Genomic DNA, 24,313 nt, shown 5'->3' on the forward strand with positions numbered 1-24,313 from the left:
CCTATATCTAAATCTCTTATTTTTACTTTATTAAACGACCTGAATGTTCGGTTTGGTCGATACCGTCATCTCAAAGTGGTGTTCTCCCATGAGAGAGTTGTCCACCTCGACCGTATAGTCGATGATAAGGTGTCCGCCGTTCTCGCCGATGGTGTTGTGCACCCGCGAGGTATGGGTGGCGATAGCCATTTCGCTGCCGACCGGCGTCTGATACAGACCGACATGGCGCTCGTCCTCAGCGAACAGCATGTGCGAGGGAAACGTACCCGTGCGGATGAGGGCAACCGTTTTGCCGTCCAGCTTGACGGTGGTCTTGGTGCCTTCGAGTCCGGTCAGTTCACTTTCCTCGTATGCGATGTAATATTTTCCGCCGCGCTCGTACAGCGTGGCAGCGGTTTGCAGGTCGATGTTCTCCTCGTCACAGCCCGCAAACTGCTGCTGCGAGGAAATCGTCAGCCAAACGTCCTTCTTCATATTTCTATGCTCCTTAATAGCGGGCAATATCTACAAGCTCCGCACCGACATCGACCTTTTCCTGCAGGAACAGCTCGGCGAGCTGGTCAAAGCCCTGCGGATCGTCCGAAACGAAATACTGCGTTGTACCCGTGCCCTCGTTCGGGTCAAACTGCGTGGAAGCGAGGTTTGCCGCCTCTGCGCCCGAGTCAATGAGCGTCACATCCGGACCCATAAAGTCGCCGATGACCTCCTCGAGCAGCGGATAATGTGTGCAGCCGAGAATCAGCGTATCCACACCTGCGTCCTTCAGCGGCGTGAGATATTCCTTCACGATCGTTTCGATGACCACATCGCCGCGGTGCACGCGGCCGTTCTCGACCAGCGGCACGAACAGCGGGCACGCCTGCGTGAACAGGTCGAGCGTGCCGTCCTTTTTGTGCAGATACTTCTCGTATGCACCCGAACGGATGGTGGCCGCCGTGCCGATCACGCCGACTCTGCCGGTCTGCGTCATGGTCATGGCGCGGCGGCAGGCAGGCTCGACCGTGCCGATGATTGGGATGTCGTTCTCATCGGAAAGCAGGTCAAGCGCGATAGCGGACACGGTGTTGCAGGCAATGATGATGGATTTCAGGTCAAACTGGCGCAGAAACGCCACATCCTGCCGGGCATACTTAGTGATGATATCGCGGCCGCGCGTACCGTACGGCACACGGCCGGTATCGCCGAAATAGATGATATTTTCCTGCGGCATCAGGGCGTGCAGACGGCGCACGGCGGTCAGACCGCCCAAGCCGGAGTCAAATACGCCAATCGCACGCTTATCCATTGTGCTCCTCCAGTGCCAGAGAGATCAGGCGGTCGAGCAGCTCGGCATAGCCGATGCCCTCGTAGTCAAACAGCTTGGGGTACATGCTGATCGAGGTAAAGCCCGGAATCGCGTTCAGCTCGTTGAAAACGACCTCGCCGCTGTCGTGCGTTACGAAAAAGTCCACGCGGGACAGGCCGCGGCAGCCGAGTGCGGTGTAAACGCGGACAGCGTCCTGACGGACGGTCGCAAGCTGCTCCTCGGTGATATGTGCCGGAATGTACAGACGCGAGCTTTCGTCCTTGTACTTGGCGTCAAAGGTGTAGAACTCCTGCGTCGGAGCGATCTCGCCGACCGTGGAGGCCTGCGGTTCAAGGTTGCCGAGCACAGCGCACTCGACCTCGTGACCGTCGATGAACTCCTCGACGAGCACCTTGGTATCCAGCTTAAATGCTTCGGTCAGGCCCTCGGCCAGCTCGAGCAGATTGTTCGCCTTGGCAACGCCCACGGACGAGCCCTGCGAGCACGGCTTGACGAATACCGGGAACGCGCCCAGCGTTTCCGCAGCCGCGGCGATTACTGCCTCGGCATTGCGCTCAAAGTCATATCTCAGCGCCAGATAGTACCGCGCCTGACGGACGCCGGTGCCCTCAACGACCTTTTTGGTCAGTGCCTTGTCCATCGTATTCGCGCTTGCAGCTACGCCGCAGCCGACGTACGGAATGCCGGCCAGTTCGAGCAGACCCTGCATCGTGCCGTCCTCGCCGCCAACGCCGTGCAGCACCGGAAATACGCAGTCCAGACGGACAATCTCGATCTCTCCCTCACGGAGCAGCACCATGCCGTGCATGCCGCGGTCGGGTGCGAGAACGACCTTTACCTTGCCGGTCATGCGCTCCCACGCACCGCTTTCTACACGGTCCGGATCACAGTCCGGGCAGTAGAACCACTCGCCGCTGCGGGTGATGCCGACTGGATAGATTTCATATTTATCTTTATTTAGGTTTCGCAAAATAGAAGCGGCAGACAGGCACGAGATGTCGTGCTCACTCGAAATACCGCCGAATAATACAGCCAGTTTCATTTATCAGATTCGCCCTTTCGTTCGTTTCCTCTGCCCATACTTATACAGATACCATTATACGCTATCTTTCCGGCGAATACAATGCGAAAACAGTGTTTTTCCTGCACTGATCCCACAAAATTTACAATTCCTTCATAGTTATTTTTGATATACCTGTTGACGGGCTATATTATATTTCATATAATATTATTAGAAACACAGGAGAGGAGGATTCCATATGTCCTATCCCATCTCGTCCTCCCTGCTGGACGGCATCGTGCTTGCCGTAGTCGAGCGAGAGAGCACCTACGGCTACCGTATCACGCAGGACGTACAAAAGGTACTGGATATTTCCGAATCTACGCTGTATCCGGTACTTCGGCGGCTGATGAAGGACGGCTGCCTGACCACCTACGATCAAGCCTATGCAGGCCGCAACCGACGCTACTACCAGATCACCGAGCACGGCAGAGCCGCTCTGCGGCAGCACCGCATCGACTGGCAGAACTACCGCAGCGGGATCGACACGATCTTTTTTGGAGGGGTGAACGAATGAACAGAGCAGATTACATGGCAGCGCTGCGGCGTGCGCTTTCGGTTTTGCCGGAGGAGGAACGCGCGAACGCTCTGCGCTATTACGAAGAATATTTTGATGACGCAGGCCCGGAAAACGAGGCGAAGGCCATCGAGGAACTCGGCGAGCCGGCAAAGGTTGCCGCGCAGATTCTGGCGGACTACCGCGAACTGACCGCTGTACCGCATGCACAGCCGATAAAAGAGAAGCGCCGCTGGCGCGGTATCAGTCCGCTGCTGCTGATTGTGCTGGTGCTGCTCGCTATCCCGATCGGATTGCCGCTCGTGTTTGGCGCAGGTGCAACCGTGCTTGGCGTGCTTCTGGCGATCGTTGTGACCGTGCTCGCGGTGATTTTCGCTGTACTGCTCATTCTGTACGGCATTCCGCTTGCGCTGATTTGCGGCGGAGCCGTGATTGCCCTGCTGTCCTGCACACTGTGGGCGACACCGGCGAACGCGCTCGTCACACTCGGCAACGGACTGGCTGCCTTTGCCGCCGGTATCCTGCTCGGACTGCTGTCCATCAAGCTGAGCATTCTGTTTGTGCCGCCGGTGTTCCGCGCCTTTGTCGCCGTGCTGCGTGCGCCGTTTAACTGGATTCGCAACAGATGCCGCCGTACAGGAGGTGGAAGTGTATGAAAAAGCTCATTATTGCCTGCACTGCCGTGCTGGTGCTCGGACTCGGACTGACAACGGTCGGTCATGTGCTCGGCGGACAGTTTTACAGCGTGTACTACGATGGTGCGCTGCACCCGTTCAGCGATGCCGCACAAAATTTTTCCGATAAGTTTGTGAACATCAGCGACCACATTGTCACCGCCGATGAAGATGATGACAGCCATTTTGACACCGACTGGGTGCAGGATTACCTCGAAACCCGCCGGAATGCCATCGAAGGTTACAGCCTGCCCAAGCAGTCGCTCGACCATATCACCAGCATCGACCTGACGCTCAAGGGCGGCGATTTTGAGATACTGTATGTATCCGGCGCGGGCACGGACTTTACGCTGGATGGCGATTACAGCGTTGCGACCAGTTCTTTTACCCAAAACGGCAAATGGACAGCAAACATCTGGGCGAACAGCGGCACTGTCACCCTCATTATCCCGCGGGACAGCACATCGTTCCGTGAGATAGACATTGCCTGCACGCAGTCCGCAAACCTGTTCATCGAGGATAACCTCAGCGCAGACAGCATCAAGCTCTCCACGCAGGACGGCACGCTGACGACCAACGGGCTGTATGCACAGAACATCAACCTTTACACCAACACCGGAAACATTTCGGCATCCCTGCTGGAATTCAATCTGAGTCGGTGCCATATACAGGCGCATACAAACGGCGGTCCGGTCACGCTGAACGGCACTTCTCTGGTGCAGCTCAACGAGGACGGCAGCGGCACGGCACTGTATGACAACCGCTATGATACCGAAACGAAGTCCTATCGGCTCGACTTCTCGCTCGACCTGAACGCGACCGTCGGCGGCAGCGGCCGCATCGACCTGCTGAGCAAATACGAGGTCGGCCTTGTTCCTCAAGATGCACAGGGTCAAGATGTAACTTGACGAAATCCACAAAACAACGTATGATAAAAGAAAAGGAGACTTTACGATGAATGGCAAGAAATTGTATCGCAGTGAATCCAACCGCATGCTGTGCGGTGTCTGTGCCGGCATCGCGGAATATTTTGATCTCGACCCGACTTTGATCCGTCTGGCATGGGCGCTTGTGTGCTTTCTCGGCGGTTCGGGTATCCTGGCATATATCATCGCCGCGATCATCATTCCGTCCGAGAGCACGCGCAATAACAATATGATGTGACCCATCGCCGTTTCTCCGGAAAAGAGAGGAAGTGCTCGCTATGAGCGAAAATCAGCAGCCGCTGGACGAAGAACAGGCGGTTTCCGATGTGCAGGAGCAGGAAACCCTGCCTGCCGCAGCCGAAGATACCCCGCCCGCTGCGCAGGATGAAAATGCACCCGCCATCCTCGACGCGGAACCCGAAGAGGAAGAAGAAGATATTGATCCTGCCGATGTGAAGATCTTCGGCATGAAGCGCCATGTGTTCCAGCTGACCTGTCTGGGCGCCGCTGTCGGCTATATCCTGTGCGGACTGGTCGGTATTCTCAGTGAGAAGATGCAGGGTACCGGTCTGGGCGATATTCTGGCGAAATCCCCGAGCACAACCGTCTGGGCGGTCGTTGTGGCCGCTGTCGGCTATTTTATCGGCTCGCGTCTGGAGAAAAAGCGCGAAGCTGCTCTTGCGGACGAACAGGCCGCACTCGAGCAGTCCAATGATACAAACGCATAATTTTCCTTTTGGAGCTGTCCGGAAAGAGAGTCTGTGTAAGCAGGCTCTCTTTTCGCGTTTGCACAACAAAAAAGAACCCCGAAGGGTTCTTTTTACCGCTCATCGCTGTGAATTTTATCGAGAATCTTTTTATCCCGCTTATTCTGCGGCTCAAACCGTGCAAACAGGTCGGGCCGATCCTTTTTCGTGCGGCGCAGGCTCATTTCGCGTCTCCATGCTTCAATATTGGCATGGTGCCCGGAGAGCAGCACCTCCGGCACTTCTCTGCCGCGCCAGTTTTCCGGGCGGGTGTACTGCGGATGCTCGAGCAGACCGTCCCAGTGGCTTTCCGCCGTGAACGCTTCCTCGTCCGGCAGAACGCCCGGCACCATGCGGCATACCGCGTCCGCGACAGCCATCGCAGGAATCTCCCCGCCGGTCAGCACAAAGTCGCCGATGGAGATCTCCTCGTCCACGCACTCGTCAATAAAGCGCTGGTCAATGCCCTCATAATGGCCGCAGACCAGAATAAAGTGCTCCTTTGCGAGCAGCTCACGCGCTTTCTGCTGGTTAAACGGCTGTCCCTGTGCAGAGAGGAACACCGTGTGCACATGCTCACCGGCACTCAGCGCCTGATGGCACAGATACAGCGGCTCAGCCAGCATGACCTGTCCGCGTCCGCCGCCATAGGGCGCGTCATCCGCCTTGTGGTGCTTGTCAAGCGCATAATCGCGGATGTTGGTTGCCTTGACCTCGACAACACCCTTGTCCTGTGCGCGTCCGATGATGCTTTCGCGCATAACCGCGTTGATCATCTCCGGAAACAGCGTCATAATGTCGATTTTCATTCGATCAGGCCCTCGATGCTCTCAACGTAGATCACGCCGGCTTCCATATCGATCTCCTTGAGGAACGGCTTGATGGCCGGAATGTAGATCAGGCGGCCGTCCTCACCGGCGATTTCGTACATATCATGCGCCGGATTACTGGTCAGCACATCGCGGATGCGGCCGATTACGCGGTCAACGCGCAGATCGAACACCTTGAAGCCCAGAATATCCTGAATGAACACGAGATCCTCGGGCAGCTCTACGTCCTCGCGGTCGAGGTGGAGCACCTTGTTGCGCATCGCCTCGGCGGCTTCGACCGTATCAATTCCCTTGATGTGCATGAGCACAACATTCTTGTGAACCTGCGCCTTTTCGACGGTCACAGGCGTTTTTTCGTCCAGATAGAGCGTGTCAAAGTCACACAGCACCTCAGGGCTGTCGCACCAGCTCTGCACCTTCAGGTCGCCGCGCACGCCGTGCGTGCCGACGATCTTGCCGGCCTCTAAAAATTTCTTCGGCATATTCGTTCTTTCCTCCTGCCTGTGAGCGTTTTTATTTCTGCGATGTTTGATTGATGGTGATTCGTTTATCTGTCGGGGATTTCACCGTCTGCGGACGGGTCGCGCAATTCTTTAGCCCGTTACTACGCACGGCACCTGCGAATTTAGGCATTCACCACCACTGAACTGCGTAGGTGCCTTCCAACACAACACGTTAAGAGTTTGTGCGGCACTGTTATGCCGCACCCAGCGCTAATGAACCCGCCTGTGTAGCAGTCCGGTATCTGGCACTGCAAAACGGTTGAGAAAGACACGGAAGGAAAAATCCTCTGCCGTTCCCCGATAGTCTCAGTTCTCTGATTGTCGCCGTGCTCTCTAAGGGAAAAGGGGAGAAAATCAGAGGGTGGAAAACCGCAGGTTGTCTACCCTCTTGTGCGCCCGCGGCGCGCAGCCGCAGCGTCCTCGCCGCCCGCAGGCGGCGCCACTCCTCGCTGAGGTTCAGCGAAAAACACCCCGCCCGTTAGGGACGAACACGCTTACGCAGTTCGTACACCCCGCTGGATCGGTGCAGATAAAACAAAAAATCGCCGCGCTGCGGCGATTTTCGGAAAAAGCCAGCGCCTGACGGCACCGGCTCTTCATTCAAGTTGAAGTGATTAACACTTCGGCGCGATCCGCGCAGGCTCAGTCGAGAATATCAACTGTGACGCGCTTGTTCTCGCGATTGCCTGCCGCTTTCATGAGTGTGCGGATTTCCTTTGCGATGCGGCCGTGGCGACCGATAACGCGACCCATATCTCCCGGTGCTACACGCAGCGAGTAGGTGATGTTATCGCCGTCGATCTCCTCAGTAATGGCAATCGCAGCCGGATCGGAAACCAGATTTTCGACTATATAAGTCAGTAACTCTTTCATTTCGACGACCTCACTCAATTCAGCACACCGGCCTTCTTCAGGATACCGCGAACGGTATCGGTCGGCTGAGCGCCGTTCTTGATCCACTCCTGAGCGCGGTCAGCGTTTACGTTGACAACAGCCGGCTCTGCCAGCGGATTGTAAGTGCCGATCTCCTCGATGAAACGACCGTCACGCGGGTAACGGGAATCAGCGACAACGATGCGGTAGAACGGAGTCTTCTTAGCGCCCATGCGACGCAGTCTGATCTTTACCATTGAAATTTCACCTCCTGTTATAGAAATTTATCTATTGTAAATTTACTTTACAAACGAATAGCGATTAAAACGGCAGCTTGAAGCTGCCCAGTCCCGGGAAGCCGCGGCGCTTTTTGCCCTTGCTGCGTGCCATGCTGGTAAGCTGCTTGGTCATCTTCTGCATGGCCTCAAACTGCTTGAGCAGCTTGTTGACCTGCTCGACCGACAATCCGCAGCCGTTTGCAATGCGCTTCTTGCGGGAGTAGTTGATGATGGAGGGATTATCTCTCTCCTTCGGGGTCATAGACTGGATGATGGCTTCGGTATGCGCCATCTGCTTTTCGTCGATCTTTGCACCGGCGAGGGCTTTTGCGTCCACACCCGGCAGCATGCCGAGCATTTCCTCCATCGAGCCCATGTTTTTCATTTTCTGCAGCTGATCGTAAAAATCGGTCAGCGTCAGCTTGCCGGCCATCATCTTCTTGGCGGTTTCGGCTGCCTGCTTCTGATCGAAGGACTCCTGCGCCTTTTCGATCAGCGTCAGCACATCGCCCATGCCGAGGATGCGGCTTGCCATACGGTCCGGGTGGAACGGCTCGATATCGCCGAGCTTCTCGCCCGTACCGATGAACTTGATCGGCTTGCCGGTAACAGCCTTGACCGAAAGCGCTGCACCGCCGCGTGCGTCGCCGTCCATCTTGGACATAAGCACGCCGTCGATACCGAGGGCCTCGTCAAAGGTCTGTGCGACCGTTACAGCGTCCTGACCGGTCATTGCGTCCACCACGAGGATGATCTCGGTGGGCTTGACCGTTGCTTTGATGTTCTTCAGCTCATCCATCAGCTTTTCGTCGATGTGCAGGCGGCCTGCGGTATCGAGGAAAACCAGATCATAGCCGTTCTTGCGGGCAAAGTCGATGCCGTGCTTTGCGATCTCGACCGGATCGCCCTGACCTTCGTCAAAAACGGGGATGTTAAGCTGCTTGCCAACTACCTTTAACTGTTCGATAGCTGCCGGACGGTAAACGTCACAGGCTACGAGCAGCGGTCGGCGCTGCTGCTGCTTGCGGAGCAGAGCGGCCAGCTTTGCGCAGTTGGTGGTTTTGCCGGCGCCCTGCAGACCGGCCATCATCACGATGGTGGGCGGGTTCGGTGATATGGTCAAACGAGTAGTCTGGCCGCCTAAGAGCGAAACCAGCTCCTCATTTACGATCTTGATGACCTGCTGGGTCGGAGACAGGCTTTCGAGGATCTCCGCGTCCGTTGCCTTTTCGGTAACGGTCTTGATGAAGTCCTTTGCGACCTTGAAGTTGACATCCGCCTCGAGCAGTGCCATGCGGATTTCCTTCATTGCGTCCTTGATATCGGACTCGGTCAGCCTTCCCTTGCTGCGCAGGTGCTTAAAAGCAGATGAAATTTTTTCGGTAAGCCCTTCAAATGCCATGTTAAGCCTCCTGCCTGAGCTGTTCGAGCAGTGCCGTCATGCGGGAAACGATCTCGTCCGCCTCGGCACTGTGCAGTTGTGCGGCGTTCAATTCATGCAGCTGCTCAACCTCGTGCTGAAGTTCCTCTGCGCACCGCTCGGTGTCGCCGTATCGGGCCACCAGACCGAGCTTGTCCTCCATCTCATGAAGGGCGTGCTCCGCTCGCTTGATGCTGTCGCGCACACCCTGACGGGTGATGCCGGCGTGCTCGGCGATCTCGGAAAGCGAAAGATCTTCATTGTAATACAGATCAAACAACTCGCGCTGCTTCTCGGTGAGGGTTTCTCCGTAGAAGTCAAACAGCAGGCTCATTTCAAGCGGTGTTGCCTTCATGGTGATCCTCCCTCCGAAGTGTAAAGTGTTTTGCCTTTACATCGAACGTGTTTATTCTATCCTATATCGGCTCTTTTGTCAAGAGGAAACTTTTCATATTGTAAAGATTTTTTCGTTCCGGTTGAACCATCGAGAATTGCGGATGGAAACTGCAGCTTCTCCCGCTTTGCAAGCGACCCGCTCACCGATTCATCCACCGAATCACGCTCAGCGCCTGCGGCGCGATCTCACTCGGAGACGCCGCCGGCTTCGCCAGAAAATATCCCTGCAGCAGATCAACGCCCAACTCAATAACCTTGCGCAGCTCGGCTTCGGTTTCGATGCCCTCGGCAACGATCTTCATGCCGCGTCCGTGTGCGTATTCCACAATATCCTTGACCAGCTGCTGCTTATCCGCATCGGTGTCGATATCGCAGATGATGGTGATATCCACCTTGATATAGTCCGGCGACAGCTCGAGCAGACTGTTGCTGTTGCTGTAACCGCTGCCCCAGTCATCCAGCGCGAACGCGCCCTGATCGCCCAGTGCCCTGCGCTTGCGCTCCAGCGCCTCGCGGTCGATCTCCTCTTCCTCGGTGATCTCGATAACCAGATTATTCAGCAGCTCGGCAAACTGCGCCTTGAATTCCGCAACATCCTCATCCGTCAGGCTGCTGTTGGCAATCGAGTTGAGAAACAGCTTGGTGTTCCTATGCAGTCGCCCCCTGTTCTGCATCATCACAAACGTGGATGCCGCCTTGAAGGCGGTCAGCCGCTCAACCTCGTACAGCTTGTCCATCTCGCGCGCCAGCTTCATCACGGTCAGCGGCGAACTCAGAAGCGGCATTTTCACACGCAGCAGCGCCTCATACGCCTCTACCCTGCCGGTATGCGCTGAGAAGATCGGCTGAAAATGGTAGCCTGCACTGCTCTCACGCAGCATCTGCAGGAATTCCCTGCGCAGCTGTGCTGCGTAGACCTCCTGATTATAGGCACCGATATCAAATTCACCCATTTCGCCCTTGGACTCATGCTTCACCTGATACATGGCAAAATCCGCATACTTTTTGAGCGTAGCCAGATCCCTGCCGTTCTCCGGATACCACGCGATACCGCCGGAAATGCTGATGCGCATGGTGTCGCCGTTCGGCAGAAGCGCCGTGCGCTCCTTCATTGCATCGGAAAGCCTGTTCAGCACCTGACGGATTTCGTCTCGTTCATCGTAACCATAGAACAGCACAATGAATTCATCTCCCGACATACGGGCGCAAATGGTATTCTGGGGCAGCGTCTGTGCGAAGCACTGACCCGCCAGATTGATATATCGGTCGCCCCAGTCATGGCCGAACGTGTCGTTGATATGCTTGAGGTTATCCATATCCATCATCAGCAGTGCAGCATGCCCCAGCTTTTCCGGCATACGGAACAGTTTTTTCGCCTGTGCATCAAAGGCACGGCGGTTGTACAGACCGGTCAGCACATCGTAATCGCGCTCATGCTCGATACGGCGGCGCTCAAGTGTTGTCGCAGTCACATCCTCGACCAGACCGACCTGCACCTCGTCCTCGCAGGTGATGCGCAGCATGACAAACCGCTCACTGCCGTCCTTTTGCGGAATGGTGAACACACAGCCGCCGTCCTGCAGACTGAAGCTCTCATTCTGCAGCACCAGATTCTCCATCAGCATCTCAAACTGCTCCCGTGTCACATCATTCGGGTCGATGTCCTGCATGCCAAGCATGGAGAAAAAGTTGTCGGTCACGAATACTTTATCGCTGTCCTCACGCATTTCATAGCCGCCGAGTTCAATACTTGCCATGTCCATAATACGCAGGAATTTCGTGGAGGTATCCAGAATATCCTGACTGAGCTGGGTGATTGCAGTGGAAAAGCCGTCTAACTCGCGGATGCCGGTGCGCGAGAGCTTTGGGATCTCCGTTCTCTTATCCTGTATAGCGGCTATCTCGTCGGACAGCTGCCGGATCGGATGCGCCAGTCCGCGGCTGACCAAATAACTGCATACCAGACCGACGGCCAGCGTCAGCACGACTGCCACCAGCAGCAGACTCTGCATATCGTTGGAGATTTTATACAGCGTGCTGTTGGGCACTATGCCGAGCAGCAGCCAGTGCTCATCCGAAAATGGTGCATTGCGGTTGTACAGCGTCAGCGGTTCCGCACAAGCGAAGTATTTTGTCTTATTGACGACAATGGTGCCGGCAGCACCGCTGTCCTGCATGACAATGCTCTGCGCGCTTTTCAGCGAACGATCCTGCGTAGAAAACGTCACCAGCTGCAGCGGGATGCCGTCGGCCTGCTTTTCATCAGTCGTTACGGCGAGCAGGTATGCGCCGGTGCCGTCATTCTGCAGTTCGGTCAGCGGCAGCTGCTCCTCCAGATAGCTGCACAGCAGCTCCACGCCGACAACGCCGTACACCGTGCCGTCCGGCAGGATGAGCGGCTGCGCGTACGCGATTGCCTCCCGCTTGTCTCCCGGCAAAACATACGGCGAGGTCGTCCAGCGGCCGTACTGCGCCATCAGCAGCTTGCCGCCGTCCTGATAGGCGGTCATGAACGGCTGATACACAAAATCATCAAGCTCTTCATAGTCCAGCGCGGGCTGCCAGCAGGAGTCCGTCGTAATACGCATGGACTTCACGATTCCTGCCGGTGCAAACGACAGCATCAGATCCTCGTTGCGCTCGGAAGCCGCCGCATCCGGGTCCAGATCGCGCAGATAAATGCCCGGCAGACGCCCATTGGTCTTGCGAGCATCCAGATCGCATGTATTGAGCACCACGAATACGCCCGTCACCGACGAGCTGCGCAGCTGCGTCACCAAATCATCCGCAATCGCTTCAAGCAGCGGCTCGCTCGAAGCGCTGCTCTGTCCCAGCGTATCCTTTGAGATTTGACCGGAGGTCAGCAGCGCTTCGGTCTTCTCGTTGATCCGATTCGGCATATCGCCGAGATTCTGCGCCTGCACGAGAAAATCCTCCAGATAACTGCTGCGGTTCTCAACCTGTTTGGCTAAAATATCCTCCGCGTTCCGGTCCAGCTGCTGTGGCACGCGGCTTACCGCGATGGAGCCGATCAGCAGTGTGACCTCGACCGCCAGAATGACCAGTACCGATATAAATATAGTGGAAAAGACCGATCTTTCCCGTTTTTCTGTTGGCTTACTGCGAGCCTTCATACCGCACCGCCTGTTCAAACCTGATCTCTCGAGCTGTTTCTCTTATCCTTCGTATGCCTGAAGCTGCGCCAGCGTATCCCGATACCAGCTGTCAAAATATGCATCTGTCAAGAATTCCGCCTCGGCCTGCTCCGCGCGCTGCCCGGCTGCAATGCGCTGCTCCACCGTGTCGCGGTCTGCCACAGCACGATCACTCATCGCGTATTCCAGCACCTTGCGCGCGTCCTTGCTGCCCTCGAAGGCACGGGTGGTGTACAGCTTATTCTCGTTTACCGTCTTGACCGCCATCTGCAGAACGGACTTGACCTCGGGTGTCATAGCAACCTCGCTGTCAGCCAGCATTTCTTCTTTATTCGCTTCCCGGGTGACCGGCAGATAACCCGAGCTGATCGAGAACTGAATGTTGTTCTCCGGTGCAGTGAAATACTTGAGGAAGGTTACGCTCGCCTTGATCTCCACCTCATCACCCTTGGTGACAACCATGCCCGCCCCCTGCTGCACCGAAACCGGTTCACAGTCCGCAAAATGCGGATTCGGCAGCACTTTCAGCTCAATCGAATGACTGTCGTCATCACTGGTCATTACACTGTCCGGAAAGAAGGTCGCGCTCGAGCTGGAGCCGACATAGGACAGGATCGTACCGGTTTTGATGTCGTCGCTGCGGAAATGGCCGGTTGCCTCAAAATAGCCCTTGATAAACGGTACATAGTAGTTGTCCCACAGCTTACGGATAACATTTTTATCAAAATCAAGCGTCATTTTGCCGTTCTGTACGTCAAAAATCGTGCAGCCAAGCTCCTTTGCACCGATGAGCAGATAATTTGCCATCGCATCTCTGCCAAACAGAGCACGGCCATCATCCGGCGCCTCGGTCTGTGCGTCCGTCCAGTTATAGTATTTCTCGGCCGCTGCAGTCAATCCCTCAACCGTCGCAAGATCGTCATAGGTCGTGCCGGTCGCCTGCGAAAACGCCTGCCAGTCGGTATCGTTCAGGTAGAGCACCTCGGTAGCCTTTGCGGTCGGGAAAATCTTGATGCTGCCATCACCGTCAAAGTCGCCCTCGGTGAGATAGCCTTCGATGTACTCGCTTTTCTCGCTTTCGGTCAGGTAGTCATTCAGGTCCACGACCATGCCCTGCTGATCGAGCGCATAGGCGGTATCCGCATAGCCGGAAAAGATATTCGGCAGTTCTTCCGCACCGACCTTGCCTTCTGCAGCGTTCAGCACGTTAGTCTCCAGATCATTTACACTGCCCTGACTGGCGCTTTCCACCGTGATCCCCTGCTCTTTGCCGACCGTATCGTTGAAATTCTGCACCATCCGGTTGAATGCTTCGAGCTGCTCACCGTTATAGTAGTTCCAGATTGTGATCGTCACCGGCTCCTTTTCCGCACCGCAGCCGCCGCATGTCAGCGCCAGCATGACCGCAGCCGCCGTTCCGGCGATCAGCCGCTTGTATGCCTTCATAGTTTCCTCTTTTCCTCATGATAGTATGTAAACAAATTCATCCGATTCTATGTATTTTCCCATATGCACGGAATTTTTCTTTTTCCATTCATATAAGGCAACACCGCACAATTAAAGCAGCGTGCACCGCACGGAAAGAGCGCGGAAATTTTACGCGGGCATGCTGCCGCATGGCAAATGAAATTGATAATGGTATTTGTGTGCTGTATGCATGCACCCGCTGCAGTATCTGTCTGAACTGCTATAGTTTATCACAATGCGCAAAAAACGTAAAGCGCGAGTTCCCTGTGACACACTTTGCACCTTGTTTTTTGCTTTTCTTTTTCCGCACAGCATGGTAGAATACTATCAGTCCGAAAAAAAGGAGGGCGCATGCCATGAAATGGCTTTCACATCTGCGCACGGTGCAGCACCATCGTTTTCTGGTTCTCCGGCACTGCTGGCGCGTTGGATTATACTGGCAGGGACTGACGCACGATTTGAGCAAGTTCAGTCCGGTGGAGTTTTCCGCCGGTGCAAAATATTATCAGGGCAACCGCAGCCCGAACGAAATCGAACGCCGCGAAAAGGGCTACAGCGCAGCATGGCTGCATCATAAGGGCCGGAATAAGCATCATCTGGAGTACTGGATCGACTACGCCGCCGACGGCTCCGGTATGTGCGGCATGAAAATGCCCATTCAATATGTAATAGAGATGTTCTGCGACCGCGTAGCCGCCAGCAAGACCTATCGCGGTGCTGCCTACCGCGACAGCGATCCGTATGATTACTATGCGCACTCGGTCGATCACTATATCATCCACCCGGATACCGCCGCCGCACTGGAATCCCTGCTGCGTATTCTGCGCGACGAGGGCGAGGAAAGAGCGTTTGCGGCTGCACGAAAACTGCTTAAAACGGGATATTGAGCAAAAAGGAATCAGCCGGCCGGCTGATTCCTTTTTTATAATATGATGTGCGGCCGCAAAAGTATCCACAGGCTGTGGATACTTTTTGTTGATGTCCGCTTTGCAAGCAAAGAACCGAAACAGCGCACAGAACCTTCGTTCCGTGCGCTGTGTGTTTCAGCATTATCTTCCTTGGGCAATACCGCCGTCCCGAGGCGGTACGATTGGGAACGTTGGAGCGTCAGACCCGACCGTTTTTCCAAAGGAAAAAGAGATTTAACAGCGTGCAGCCGGTCTGCGAATTACTCCCACAGACCCTTAGCCTTCATGTCGTCGATGTACTCATCGCAGTTGGTGGAGTCAACGACCTTGGAGCCGGAGTCGATGAAGGAGTCAACCTGCTCGCCTTCCAGTGCCTTTACCGCAGCTTCCACTGCCTTATAGCCCATGTCGTAGCCGAGCTGGGCGATATCCATGCCGAGCGTACCGTCCTTGATGGCGGAGATAGCGGAGGTATTGCCGTCAAAGCCGCAGACGATGGTGTCAGCATACTTGGCGTTGCCGGAGTCCTTGATGATCTTAACAACGCTCATTGCCATGTCATCGTTGGAGGAAAGAACAACATCAATGCCGTCCGGATACATCTGCATAACGGATTCCATTGCGGTTGCAGCCTTCTCAGCCAGACCGTCGCAGTACTGCACCTCAATGACCTCGCCGCCGGCTTCCTCAACGCCTTCCTTGTAGCCGGCCAGACGTGCTTCGTGCGTCTCGTCGCCCTGTACACCGGTAACGATAAGGACAGTCGGCTTGTCAACACCGTTCGCCTTGGCGGCTTCTACGGCTGCCGTGCCGCCGCTCTTGGCAGCGTCCTTGTTGCCGGTGCCGACAAACGCGAGCTTCTTGTCCGAGGTAAAGTCGGTATCGAGTGCGATTACAACCTTATCGGTGTTCGCAACCAGCGTGGAAGCAGAATTCGACTGCAGCGGAGCCAGTACCAGCGCGTCAATGCTCGGGTTGCCGAGCGAGGTCTCGATCATGTTGACCTGCTCATCGTAAGACGTTGCCGACGTCGGAGACTGGATATCTACGTTTACGTTGTCGTGCTCATCGGCGTATGCCTTTGCACCTGCCATAACCTTGTTGAAGTGGCCGTCGGTCAGCTTTACGATAACCGAGATGTTGTAAGCGTTACCGCTGCTGCCGCTGTCTGCGGAAGAACCGCCGTTATCGCTCGCAGAGGAGCCGCCGCAGCAGCCCGCCAGCATACCTGCACACAGTGCGCTTGCCAGAGTCATCGCTAACAGTCTCTTTTTCATGATAATTGTCCTTTCTTTCCTCTCGTTTTTCTCTTCAGGGGTCTCTCTTTTTTATTCAATAGCGCCGAAGCGTTACTTTTTACAGATCGCAGGGCATTGCTTCCTTGAGTACGGTGGTGGACTTTTTCAGTCCGGTCAGTGCCGGCATGGTCAGATCCTCCATCTCCTGACTGATCGGGCCGTCATAGCCCTCCATGCTCAGGCAGGACAGGAATTCCTTCCACCAACTGACATCATTGCCGTGACCGAGTGCAACATAGTTCCATGTGCGCTTTGCAAACTGGTCGATGGTCTTAGTGTCGAGTACGCCGTCCGGACCGATATAGTTGCGTTCGATGCGAACGTCCTTGGCGTGTACATGGTAAATGCGGTCCGCGCCCAGCTTATGTACTGCGGCGACCGGATCGCCGCCCATCCACATCAGATGGCTCGGATCGAGGTTCATGCCGACCATCGGGCCGACTGCGTCACGCAGACGAATGAGCGTTTCCGGATTGTAGACCATCTGGCAGCCGTGGTTCTCCAGTGCGATCTTCTCGATGCCGTTGGCCTTTGCCAACTCGACCGTCTTTTTCCAGTAGGGGATAAGTACCTCTTCCCACTGCCAGTTGAGAATCTTGGTGGTAATCGGCGGCCAGCTCGTTACGATCCAGTTCGGGGTGTGATCCTCCGCCGAACCGCCCGGGCAGCCGCTCATCATAACGATTTTCTTGACACCGAGCAGGCCTGCCAGCTTAAAGGTCTTTTCGACTACCTCCTGATGCAGCTTGCCCTCCTCGTTCGGTGCAAGCTGGTTGCCCGAGCAGTTGAGCACCTCAAGCACCAGTCCGCGCTTTGCGATAGCGTCCATAAAGCTTTTGCGGGTTTGCTCGCTCTCAAGCATGGCATCGAGGTCAATATGCGGCGCTTTGGACCAGTTGCCGCAGGCGATTTCGATGGACTCGTAGCCGAGTTCCGCAACGGTATCAAGCATTTCTTCAAACGGCATGTAGCCGAGACAGTCGGTATTTAAGCAGAATCTCATAGTTATTCGTCCTTTCCAAACGATTTCTTATCCGGTGCCGCGGCATCCAGTGCACCGCGGCACGCCAGAGAAGAGAAAGAGAAAAATTGGGTGTTACTTTTTGTAGAAGTCCGGCATCTCGTCGTAGTGAATCTCTACAACGGTCTGCGTGTCACGCGCCTTGGAAGCGGCCTTTGCAGTTACCTGTGCGGTATAGCCGTCCCACGCGGACGGACCGTCTACGCGGCCCTCCTTGCAAGCGTTGATCCAGGACTGGAATTCGATGTTGTATGCTTCCGGAAAGCGCTCGGACCAGTCGTGGCAGATGGGCGTTACGCGGGAATCGTTGGTGCGGATCATGGCGTTTGCCGGCTCGGGCAGGTTGATGCAGCCCTCCTCGCAGACGACCTCGCAGCGGACGTCATAGCCGTAGCGGCAGTTTACGAAGGATTCTACATCAATGCGCACGCCGGATTCGGTGGTCAGATACATGATCTGCGGGTCGCGCAGCTCGCCTTCCGCGTTGCGGGTGGTCTTGGGGAATACGACCTCGGCAGTCTTGTAGTTTTCACCGAGCAGCCAGCGCAGAACGTCGATTTCGTGGATCATGGAGTTCTCAACCGGCATAGAGGTGGTAAAGCCCGGTGCGTCATAGTTGCGGTGTACGCAGTGCAGCATGAGCGGCAGGCCGTACTTGCCGGAATCGATAGCTTTCTTAAGCTGATTGTAGCCCGGGTCATAGCGGCGCATGAAGCCGACCTGAACCAGCTGCTTGCCGGCGGCCATCTCGGCCTCTACGATGCGCTTGCAGGCATCCGCCTCGGGTGCGAGCGGCTTTTCGCAGAATACATACTTGCCGGCCTTGATTGCCGCCATGACGTACTGCTCGTGGAACGGATCGAGCGTGGTAACAACAACGGCGTCGATTTCGTCCGAAGCGATCATCTCCTCGCCGCTCTCCCAAGCCTTGATGGCGTACTTCTCGGCAACCGACTTGCAGAAATCAACATTTGCGTCCGCGCAGCCGACTACCTTTGCACCCTGCAGGGTGTTGTTGATGCGCTCAATGTGCGTGCGGCCGATTGCGCCCGTGCCTACCAGACCGATTTTCAGTTCTTCCATGATATTTCCTCCTCAAGTATGTAATTTCTTCTCATTTATGCAATTTTTTCTTTACGAGTACGTACTCGTAATTCTCTATAAAAAATATCTGCTGTTATTTAGCAAATATCTTTTGACGGGATTTTATGTTTTTATCGCTGTATCAGCCGATTTTTCGATTTACGAGTACGTACTCGTAAATCTCTACAAAAAAATATCTGCGGGATTCGCAAATATTTTTATGAAAAACATTCCTTGACCAGAATACGGATGTCGGTAAAAATACGGTCGATCACGGGTTTTCTACCGAATACGAGCTGATCCATGATCAGCTTGACCGGAAGCGCGCCCTGCTCGTCTTTTTCACCGCCGAGTGTCCAATCTACAACGCCCTGTCGCATCAGCTCTACGATTTCGGGATAATCCTCGTAGCAAAGCACACGAACATCGTTCGCACGACCGGTTTCGATCAGCGCTCTGCCGACCTGTGCTACGCCGCCGCAGGTAATGTAAATTCCGCGCAGATTCGGCTGTTCTGCTAACAGCTGCACCGTTTTTTCATAGGTAATCTGCGGATTTTCGAAGCTCTCCACGCGCGATACGATCTCAATCTGCGGATACTCCACTTTCAGAAAATCCGCAAATCCCTGTTCACGCATCTGCACATAGTAGTTGTTGTTTTCTGTCTCAATCGCACTCGAAATGATGGCAATCTTGCCGTTTCCGTTCAGAAACTGCCCCATCAGCCGACCGGCAATGCGGCTGGCTCTTGCGCTGTCAATGCTGACACAGCAGGTACGGCGCGAACCGGCGATATCCGAATCGGTGGTGATAACAGGAATACCTGCATCAGCCGCCCGGTTAATCGCTCGACGCACACAATCTGCGTTGATCGGACTGAGGATGATGCCGTCGGACTGCTCGTTGATGGCCTTGTCGATATAATCGCTCTGCCTCTTGGCTTCCTGGAACCCGGTAACTGCATAGCTGACTTCAATATCGAAACCTGTCTGCTCTTTTACACCGCGTTCGATACCTTTTTTTAGGTACGGCAGTGCATCCACCTGCACCAGAATGGCAGAAATACGATACACCTTGCCTTGACGCTGCAGCACACGGCCGCTCGGATTGGGCGTATAGCCCAACTCGTTAATAATGGCCTGCACTCTTGCGCGAACCTCATCGCTGACACCTACACGGTGATGTACGACCTTATCGACCGTTGACGGATGAACGCCGGCACGCTCGGCGATTTCCTTCATGGTAACTCCCATACCGAACAACACCTCACTTTCATCGGCATAACAGTGTTTTATTGGTTAACGTGTACGTCCTCGTTATTTTACGAGTACGTCCTCGTTATCTGACGATGTTATTGTAGCGCGATAAGCACGCAGCTGTCAACTGTTTTTTACGAAGTTTTTGAAGTTTCATCTTTTTCATAAAATCCATGCTATGTTTTTGGTGTTTTACAACAAATGCTGTCACGATTGCTGTCAAGGAAAATTAAGTCGTTCTAAAAGTTATCATTTTCTATCTATAAATGCAAAAAAGCTGCACTTTCATAGCAAAAAGTGCAGCTTTCATGGCGGAGACAGAGAGATTTGAAAAGCAAAGTTTTGATTTTTTGCATCTTTTCCTGTGTTATTCCGTCTTATTCAGTTCATTATCCCATTTTTTAAGTACATATAGCACATACAGTTTCGGTTGTTTTTATCGTGATTGCTGTCACGTTGCTGTCAGCCCGAGCGGTTTCCCGCTCGGGCTTTTGGCTTTTATACCGGTCTAAACACACCGCCGTCCAGACGGCCGATTACCCATGCGTCAGAGCCGTTGACCTCTACAATATATTCGGCTTCCCATTCATACTCGCCAATCTTTGCACAGACCAAATATTCGTTCTCTGCATATGGTCTAACATAGTCGAAACCGGTACAGTAATCGCCTTGGCTCTCCACATAGCTGCTGACCGCACCCTGCGCCAACTTTGTCGGCGAAACATTCTGCTCGGCCCAGCCCATCTTCTGCTCATATGCAGAAATAGTATCAACGTTCGCCTTTTCTACATCGTTCAAGCCGCTGCCATCATACGACGAATTCGGTGTATACCACGACTTAGCCGCGAAGTAATTCTGAATTTCCTGCATCTGAAATACATAGCCGTGACGAGCAAAAATCTCGTTGCGGGCCAGCAGAGCCGTCTTTTGATCCCAGCCTGCCATATCGGACTCAGTGATATACTGGCGGTCGCTCGGGAAAATATAATCAGCCGATGAGATATCCGCAGTCGATGCCGGTTCTGCTGCTGTCGTATTGCCAGTATCCTGCTGTGCATAGTCGCTCATATCCAGATAGCCGTAAGCATCCAGCATCCATGGAACCGAGGTTTCCAGTGCGTCCTCACCAAACAGCGTGCAAAGCTGTGCGCGATCACCCGTATAGTTTGCTGCCGCACCATACAACACTGCAGAACCGGAGATCTGATCCAGCTGATCAATAAAGACTTTCATCTTCTCTGCGCTGTCGAGTTCTGTTTCATGCTTTGTGGTGTAAGCCATAAAGTATAGACTGTTTAACTCTGCCGCAAGGTCGCTTGCCTTTTCAATCTCTGTATTGGGATCATGAAAAGCAGAAATTTTGAACACCTGCTCGTCCAGCATTTTGAACTGAATCGTTGTGTCGCCCACAGTTTCATCTGTATATTTTACTTCAACAATCTGCTGACCATCATCGTTCTCTCCGCCGTCCCACTCGGCTGTGCAGTCCAGCAGATCTTCATAGTAGCTGCCGAGCAATTCCTGCACCGTCATATCGGTAAATTCACCGAGATAGCCGTTTTGCACCGTTTCGATATAAGTATCTGTACTGGTCGTGCCTGTATTACCACCAGACGTACCAATCATCACTGCAATCAAAATCAGTACAACCGCCACAATACCGCCGATGATAAACTTCTTTTTACCACCCTTTTTCGATGGTACTGGCGCTCCCTGTGGTGGTATTACATTCTCATGAACGTTTTCTGTGCTTGCAGCAGCTTCCACCGTCTTTGCGTCCTCTTGAACTGCCTCTACGCCCAGCGGAGAACCGCATTTCGGACAGAATGTTTTCTTTTCCTTAATTTCCGTACCGCAATTTGGACAAAACATCTTTTACCAACTCCTCAGTATTAAATTTTTTACGAACAACAGCAGTATAATCGCCATAGAGCCAATACCATATCCCGCTAAAACGCCTGTGGCAAATCTTCTTCGATTGGTAGACACCTGCCACTCCCATAGCTGAGTTAAACCGTCTATCGCCAGTGGGATACAGCAAACGACATACACGCTCACGTTCTTTCTACAAACCGTATACGCTGGCACAGCGAGAATATATCCCACCAGAACGCCTGTGCATCGGGCACACAGCGGAAACTTCATGCCTTTCCAGTAAAAGCTCCTGTCTGCGCGTTGATGGCATCCCGCTCGATGACCAACTGCCATCAGCCATTCATACACCGTTTTCTTCATCACGAGCCTTTTTCAGTTTACTCAAATACTCTTGATATTTCTTTGCATTTTCGACTGCTTCGTTTAACTCGGTTAAGGCTGGTGATAGCTTTATGTAATACGGCGGCATCATGCACATTACTCCAATCACCATTGCAGCAAGAAACCAGATAATTATCGTAATCAGTTCGTCCATATCAATAGCCAGAAATGCTATAAAGCCCATCAATGCAATGATGATTCCTCTCCCAATCATCCGGAATGTATTCTGTACCTTACACGCCGGGTACTCTTGCAAAAATGCCTGCTTCTCCGCTTTCAGGCGAGCTTTCAAAGCCTTATAGCGGTTTTCAGCTTCTATCACTTCGTTGTCGATATTCTGGAGTATTACTGGATTCGCTGCCGACAGCAATGCTTTTCGCCTGGCTTTTGCATTAAGTTCTTGTTGAATTTTCTCCTGCCGAGCCTTTTCCGCTACTTTCGCAGTCCCCGCTTGAAACTTTTTACCGCAGGAATGGCACACCCAGTAATCATCGGTAAATCCCGGACTTGCTCCGCACAGACCGCATAATATACCGATCGGCCCGAAAATCATCATACCGCAGCAGGCATCTGTAAACGATCCGCTGCTGCCAGAATGATGAACAGCCACATACTGCGTATTTTCCGAACCGCACTTTGGACACTTCACGCGATCCCCTCCCCTTTGCTTTCTTATGCACAGTATATCATTTCCAGCCTCATTTGTAAATGATATAACAATCACTATTTACAAGTGTATATATCAATTTGCCGATTGGAACAACTACCTCTATGATGGTATGAGAGGTGTTGCCAATGACTGATATTTCGGCTGCAATCGGCAAACGAATCCGGACTTTCCGCAACGCACAGGGCATCAGCTTGGAAGAATTATCTTTCAAAGCCGATCTGAACGCTGCACACTTGGGACAAATCGAACGCGGTCTGCGCAATCCGACGATTGAAACGCTGAACCGTATCGCCACTGCGTTGGACATATCGTTTTATGAACTGATCGGCTCGGTCGAGGAAGTCCCGCAGAAACAACCGGAAACCAATGAGATCAAACGGAAAATCGACGCACAGTTGTCCTCCATGACTTTGGACGAGCAGAAGGACATACTGCGCATCATTCGCATATTCCGCCGCCGTTTTGATGAAGAAAACAAAAAGACTGACTGATATACTTATGTGGTATCAGTCAGTCTTTTATATTTTGTAGTTTATACACATTGTAAAACATTGCTATTCGATGCCCATTGTGGTAATATTAAACCAATAAAAGTTAAATTGTCGCAAAATAATTGGACAAAATACAAAGAGATCTCCTAAGAGATCTCTTGTTCCACACACTGTGGAGCCGCATACACGGCGCTTGCGCTAAAAGCTTATTTGAACTTGTAGTGTAATACCTAATGGTAGTAAATCATTGGTACACTATGGTCAACCGCTTTCTACAGAGCATAAAAAGCAGTTGATTAAAGATATGTTCATACACCCTGTTTCCAAGCAAAAAGGCAAAGTCACTAAAAAGAAAATCTATGAATATCTGAAATCAAAAGGCTGGATTTCTAAAGCTACAAATATAGATTCTATCAACGGAATTGATGATAAGATCAAATCTGATTTGCGCTCCGCCTTCGGCAGTGCACAGCCGTCTGCCGGATTGTGGGCGATCAGCCGCTGCTCGACTGCCAGCTTCAGGGCAGAGGAAATGATTTGATGGATGTTGCGCACTGTTTTGGCGCTCAGTCCCTTGGGCTGCTTCTGTGCTTCGATTCGCTCTACCCGCCCTTCTGCCAACAATTTCTTGTAGAACTGTTGCAGATGCAGCGTCGTCAGATCATTCAACGGGATCTTGCCGAGCTGCGGCTTGATGTGGTTTTCGATGTAGCCATGATAGGTCAGGTAGGTGGATGGGCGCATTTTGATTTTGGCATAGTTCTCATACCACACTTCTAACCAGTTACCCACGGTGTAGGTCTTGGCCCGTCCGTAGTCGATGCCCACATTTTCCTCGATGGCTTTCTTCAGCTTTTCCTTGACTTCCGCTTGCGTCTTTCCAAGGACGTTTTTAATGATGGCCTTTCCTGTTTCTGGATCGTGACCGACTGTGTACCGACCCTCCCAGCGTCCGTCCTTTCGTTTGCGGATATTTCCCTCCCCGTTTGCTCGTCGCTTTGGCATATGTTAAGCAACCAGAGATTACAAGCGGGAATCCTGTCCACAAAAGAGCCAGATCTGGAATATATGTTCCATCGCCATCCACAAAGCAACAAGAGCGGTATATGAGATACAACCTTACCCTACGGAACAATCTCAGTGCAGTCGATCACCAAAAGGGGCCCAATTACCCTCGCA

26 protein-coding genes are annotated in these 24,313 nt (G+C 53.4%); 7 read left to right on the forward strand and 19 right to left on the reverse strand.

All coding sequences use genetic code 11. From position 1 onward, the window contains the following. Positions 1-30: 30 nt before the first annotated feature. From PGS25_RS11690 to PGS25_RS11700, 3 genes are read right to left on the reverse strand one after another with little or no spacing between them, the layout of a single operon-like run. Complete coding sequence (locus tag PGS25_RS11690) at positions 31-474, reverse strand: DUF1934 domain-containing protein (RefSeq protein WP_118361062.1); 444 nt, start codon at positions 472-474, stop codon at positions 31-33. A gap of 13 nt (positions 475-487) precedes the next feature. Beyond that, a complete protein-coding gene (gene murI, locus PGS25_RS11695) occupies positions 488-1,285 on the reverse strand; it encodes a glutamate racemase (RefSeq protein WP_270418811.1) in 798 nt (265 codons plus the stop codon). Beyond that, complete coding sequence (locus tag PGS25_RS11700; RefSeq protein WP_270418812.1) at positions 1,278-2,348, reverse strand: D-alanine--D-alanine ligase family protein; 1,071 nt, start codon at positions 2,346-2,348, stop codon at positions 1,278-1,280. Before PGS25_RS11700 ends, murI begins: the two co-directional genes overlap by 8 nt. Positions 2,349-2,565: 217 nt before the next feature. On the opposite strand from PGS25_RS11700, the gene PGS25_RS11705 reads away from it, so the two are divergent. The 5 genes from PGS25_RS11705 to PGS25_RS11725 are packed head-to-tail and all read left to right on the forward strand — an operon-like array spanning position 2,566 to position 5,211. Continuing rightward, on the forward strand, positions 2,566-2,883 hold the full coding sequence (locus PGS25_RS11705) for a PadR family transcriptional regulator (RefSeq protein WP_110435989.1): 318 nt from the start codon (positions 2,566-2,568) through the stop codon (positions 2,881-2,883). After that, entirely contained in the window at positions 2,880-3,539 is a 660-nt protein-coding gene (locus PGS25_RS11710) for a DUF1700 domain-containing protein (RefSeq protein WP_270418813.1), read from the forward strand. The genes PGS25_RS11705 and PGS25_RS11710 overlap by 4 nt, the downstream gene beginning before the upstream one ends. Further along, positions 3,536-4,465 (forward strand): DUF4097 family beta strand repeat-containing protein, encoded by a 930-nt coding sequence (locus PGS25_RS11715; RefSeq protein ID WP_270418814.1) that lies wholly within the window; start codon positions 3,536-3,538, stop codon positions 4,463-4,465. Before PGS25_RS11710 ends, PGS25_RS11715 begins: the two co-directional genes overlap by 4 nt. 46 nt (positions 4,466-4,511) lie before the next feature. Next, positions 4,512-4,721 carry a PspC domain-containing protein gene (locus tag PGS25_RS11720; protein ID WP_110435986.1) on the forward strand — a complete coding sequence of 70 codons (210 nt, stop codon included), beginning with the start codon at positions 4,512-4,514 and terminating at the stop codon, positions 4,719-4,721. Positions 4,722-4,761: 40 nt separating this feature from the next. Further along, positions 4,762-5,211: a hypothetical protein gene (locus PGS25_RS11725; protein WP_118761747.1), complete on the forward strand. Its 450-nt coding sequence runs from the start codon at positions 4,762-4,764 to the stop codon at positions 5,209-5,211. A 92-nt stretch (positions 5,212-5,303) separates the two neighbouring features. Here the strand turns inward: PGS25_RS11725 and trmD are convergent, their stop codons facing one another. From trmD to PGS25_RS11765, 8 genes are all read right to left on the reverse strand, one after another. Next, the gene (trmD, locus tag PGS25_RS11730; protein ID WP_118480907.1) at positions 5,304-6,038 is read right to left on the reverse strand and encodes a tRNA (guanosine(37)-N1)-methyltransferase TrmD; all 735 of its coding nucleotides are present in this window, start codon (positions 6,036-6,038) and stop codon (positions 5,304-5,306) included. Further along, the gene (rimM, locus tag PGS25_RS11735; RefSeq protein WP_116705292.1) at positions 6,035-6,541 is read right to left on the reverse strand and encodes a ribosome maturation factor RimM; all 507 of its coding nucleotides are present in this window, start codon (positions 6,539-6,541) and stop codon (positions 6,035-6,037) included. The genes trmD and rimM overlap by 4 nt, the downstream gene beginning before the upstream one ends. A 663-nt stretch (positions 6,542-7,204) precedes the next feature. Then, positions 7,205-7,435 carry a KH domain-containing protein gene (locus PGS25_RS11740; protein ID WP_110435982.1) on the reverse strand — a complete coding sequence of 77 codons (231 nt, stop codon included), beginning with the start codon at positions 7,433-7,435 and terminating at the stop codon, positions 7,205-7,207. Positions 7,436-7,449: 14 nt separating this feature from the next. Beyond that, positions 7,450-7,692 carry a 30S ribosomal protein S16 gene (gene rpsP, locus PGS25_RS11745; RefSeq protein ID WP_110435981.1) on the reverse strand — a complete coding sequence of 81 codons (243 nt, stop codon included), beginning with the start codon at positions 7,690-7,692 and terminating at the stop codon, positions 7,450-7,452. A 64-nt stretch (positions 7,693-7,756) separates the two neighbouring features. Beyond that, on the reverse strand, positions 7,757-9,115 hold the full coding sequence (gene ffh / locus PGS25_RS11750) for a signal recognition particle protein (RefSeq protein WP_118480905.1): 1,359 nt from the start codon (positions 9,113-9,115) through the stop codon (positions 7,757-7,759). 1 nt (position 9,116) lies between these two features. Beyond that, the gene (ylxM, locus tag PGS25_RS11755; RefSeq protein WP_110435979.1) at positions 9,117-9,488 is read right to left on the reverse strand and encodes a YlxM family DNA-binding protein; all 372 of its coding nucleotides are present in this window, start codon (positions 9,486-9,488) and stop codon (positions 9,117-9,119) included. 181 nt (positions 9,489-9,669) lie between these two features. Continuing rightward, positions 9,670-12,663 carry a GGDEF domain-containing protein gene (locus PGS25_RS11760; protein ID WP_270418816.1) on the reverse strand — a complete coding sequence of 998 codons (2,994 nt, stop codon included), beginning with the start codon at positions 12,661-12,663 and terminating at the stop codon, positions 9,670-9,672. Between the two features lie 42 nt (positions 12,664-12,705). Continuing rightward, positions 12,706-14,130 carry an extracellular solute-binding protein gene (locus PGS25_RS11765; RefSeq protein WP_270418817.1) on the reverse strand — a complete coding sequence of 475 codons (1,425 nt, stop codon included), beginning with the start codon at positions 14,128-14,130 and terminating at the stop codon, positions 12,706-12,708. 377 nt (positions 14,131-14,507) lie between these two features. Here PGS25_RS11765 and PGS25_RS11770 point away from each other — a divergent pair, with 377 nt between their 5' ends. Then, complete coding sequence (locus PGS25_RS11770; RefSeq protein WP_110435976.1) at positions 14,508-15,038, forward strand: DUF5662 family protein; 531 nt, start codon at positions 14,508-14,510, stop codon at positions 15,036-15,038. 281 nt (positions 15,039-15,319) lie between these two features. Here the strand turns inward: PGS25_RS11770 and PGS25_RS11775 are convergent, their stop codons facing one another. The 7 genes from PGS25_RS11775 to PGS25_RS11800 form a co-directional block, all read right to left on the reverse strand. Next, the gene (locus PGS25_RS11775; protein WP_270418818.1) at positions 15,320-16,336 is read right to left on the reverse strand and encodes a sugar ABC transporter substrate-binding protein; all 1,017 of its coding nucleotides are present in this window, start codon (positions 16,334-16,336) and stop codon (positions 15,320-15,322) included. A gap of 79 nt (positions 16,337-16,415) precedes the next feature. Next, complete coding sequence (locus PGS25_RS11780) at positions 16,416-17,360, reverse strand: sugar phosphate isomerase/epimerase family protein (RefSeq protein WP_270418819.1); 945 nt, start codon at positions 17,358-17,360, stop codon at positions 16,416-16,418. Positions 17,361-17,453: 93 nt separating this feature from the next. Beyond that, positions 17,454-18,461, reverse strand: coding sequence for a Gfo/Idh/MocA family protein (locus PGS25_RS11785; protein WP_270418820.1), 1,008 nt, complete (start codon positions 18,459-18,461; stop codon positions 17,454-17,456). A 218-nt stretch (positions 18,462-18,679) separates the two neighbouring features. Continuing rightward, positions 18,680-19,714, reverse strand: coding sequence for a LacI family DNA-binding transcriptional regulator (locus PGS25_RS11790; RefSeq protein WP_270418821.1), 1,035 nt, complete (start codon positions 19,712-19,714; stop codon positions 18,680-18,682). 501 nt (positions 19,715-20,215) lie between these two features. Further along, positions 20,216-21,589, reverse strand: coding sequence for a YARHG domain-containing protein (locus PGS25_RS11795; RefSeq protein WP_270418822.1), 1,374 nt, complete (start codon positions 21,587-21,589; stop codon positions 20,216-20,218). Positions 21,590-21,592: 3 nt separating this feature from the next. Beyond that, the gene (locus tag PGS25_RS15760) at positions 21,593-21,952 is read right to left on the reverse strand and encodes a DUF2085 domain-containing protein (protein WP_442865284.1); all 360 of its coding nucleotides are present in this window, start codon (positions 21,950-21,952) and stop codon (positions 21,593-21,595) included. Continuing rightward, the gene (locus tag PGS25_RS11800) at positions 21,933-22,622 is read right to left on the reverse strand and encodes a hypothetical protein (RefSeq protein ID WP_270418824.1); all 690 of its coding nucleotides are present in this window, start codon (positions 22,620-22,622) and stop codon (positions 21,933-21,935) included. Before PGS25_RS11800 ends, PGS25_RS15760 begins: the two co-directional genes overlap by 20 nt. 146 nt (positions 22,623-22,768) lie before the next feature. Here PGS25_RS11800 and PGS25_RS11805 point away from each other — a divergent pair, with 146 nt between their 5' ends. Continuing rightward, positions 22,769-23,134 (forward strand): helix-turn-helix domain-containing protein, encoded by a 366-nt coding sequence (locus PGS25_RS11805; protein ID WP_110435972.1) that lies wholly within the window; start codon positions 22,769-22,771, stop codon positions 23,132-23,134. 357 nt (positions 23,135-23,491) lie between these two features. On the opposite strand, the gene PGS25_RS11810 is transcribed toward PGS25_RS11805, so the two are convergent. After that, positions 23,492-24,139 carry a site-specific integrase gene (locus PGS25_RS11810; RefSeq protein ID WP_116705286.1) on the reverse strand — a complete coding sequence of 216 codons (648 nt, stop codon included), beginning with the start codon at positions 24,137-24,139 and terminating at the stop codon, positions 23,492-23,494. Between the last annotated feature and the right edge of the window lie 174 nt (positions 24,140-24,313).

Source organism: Butyricicoccus sp. AM78-15b2TA, assembly GCF_027665985.1.
Lineage (GTDB): Bacteria > Bacillota > Clostridia > Oscillospirales > Butyricicoccaceae > Agathobaculum > Agathobaculum butyriciproducens.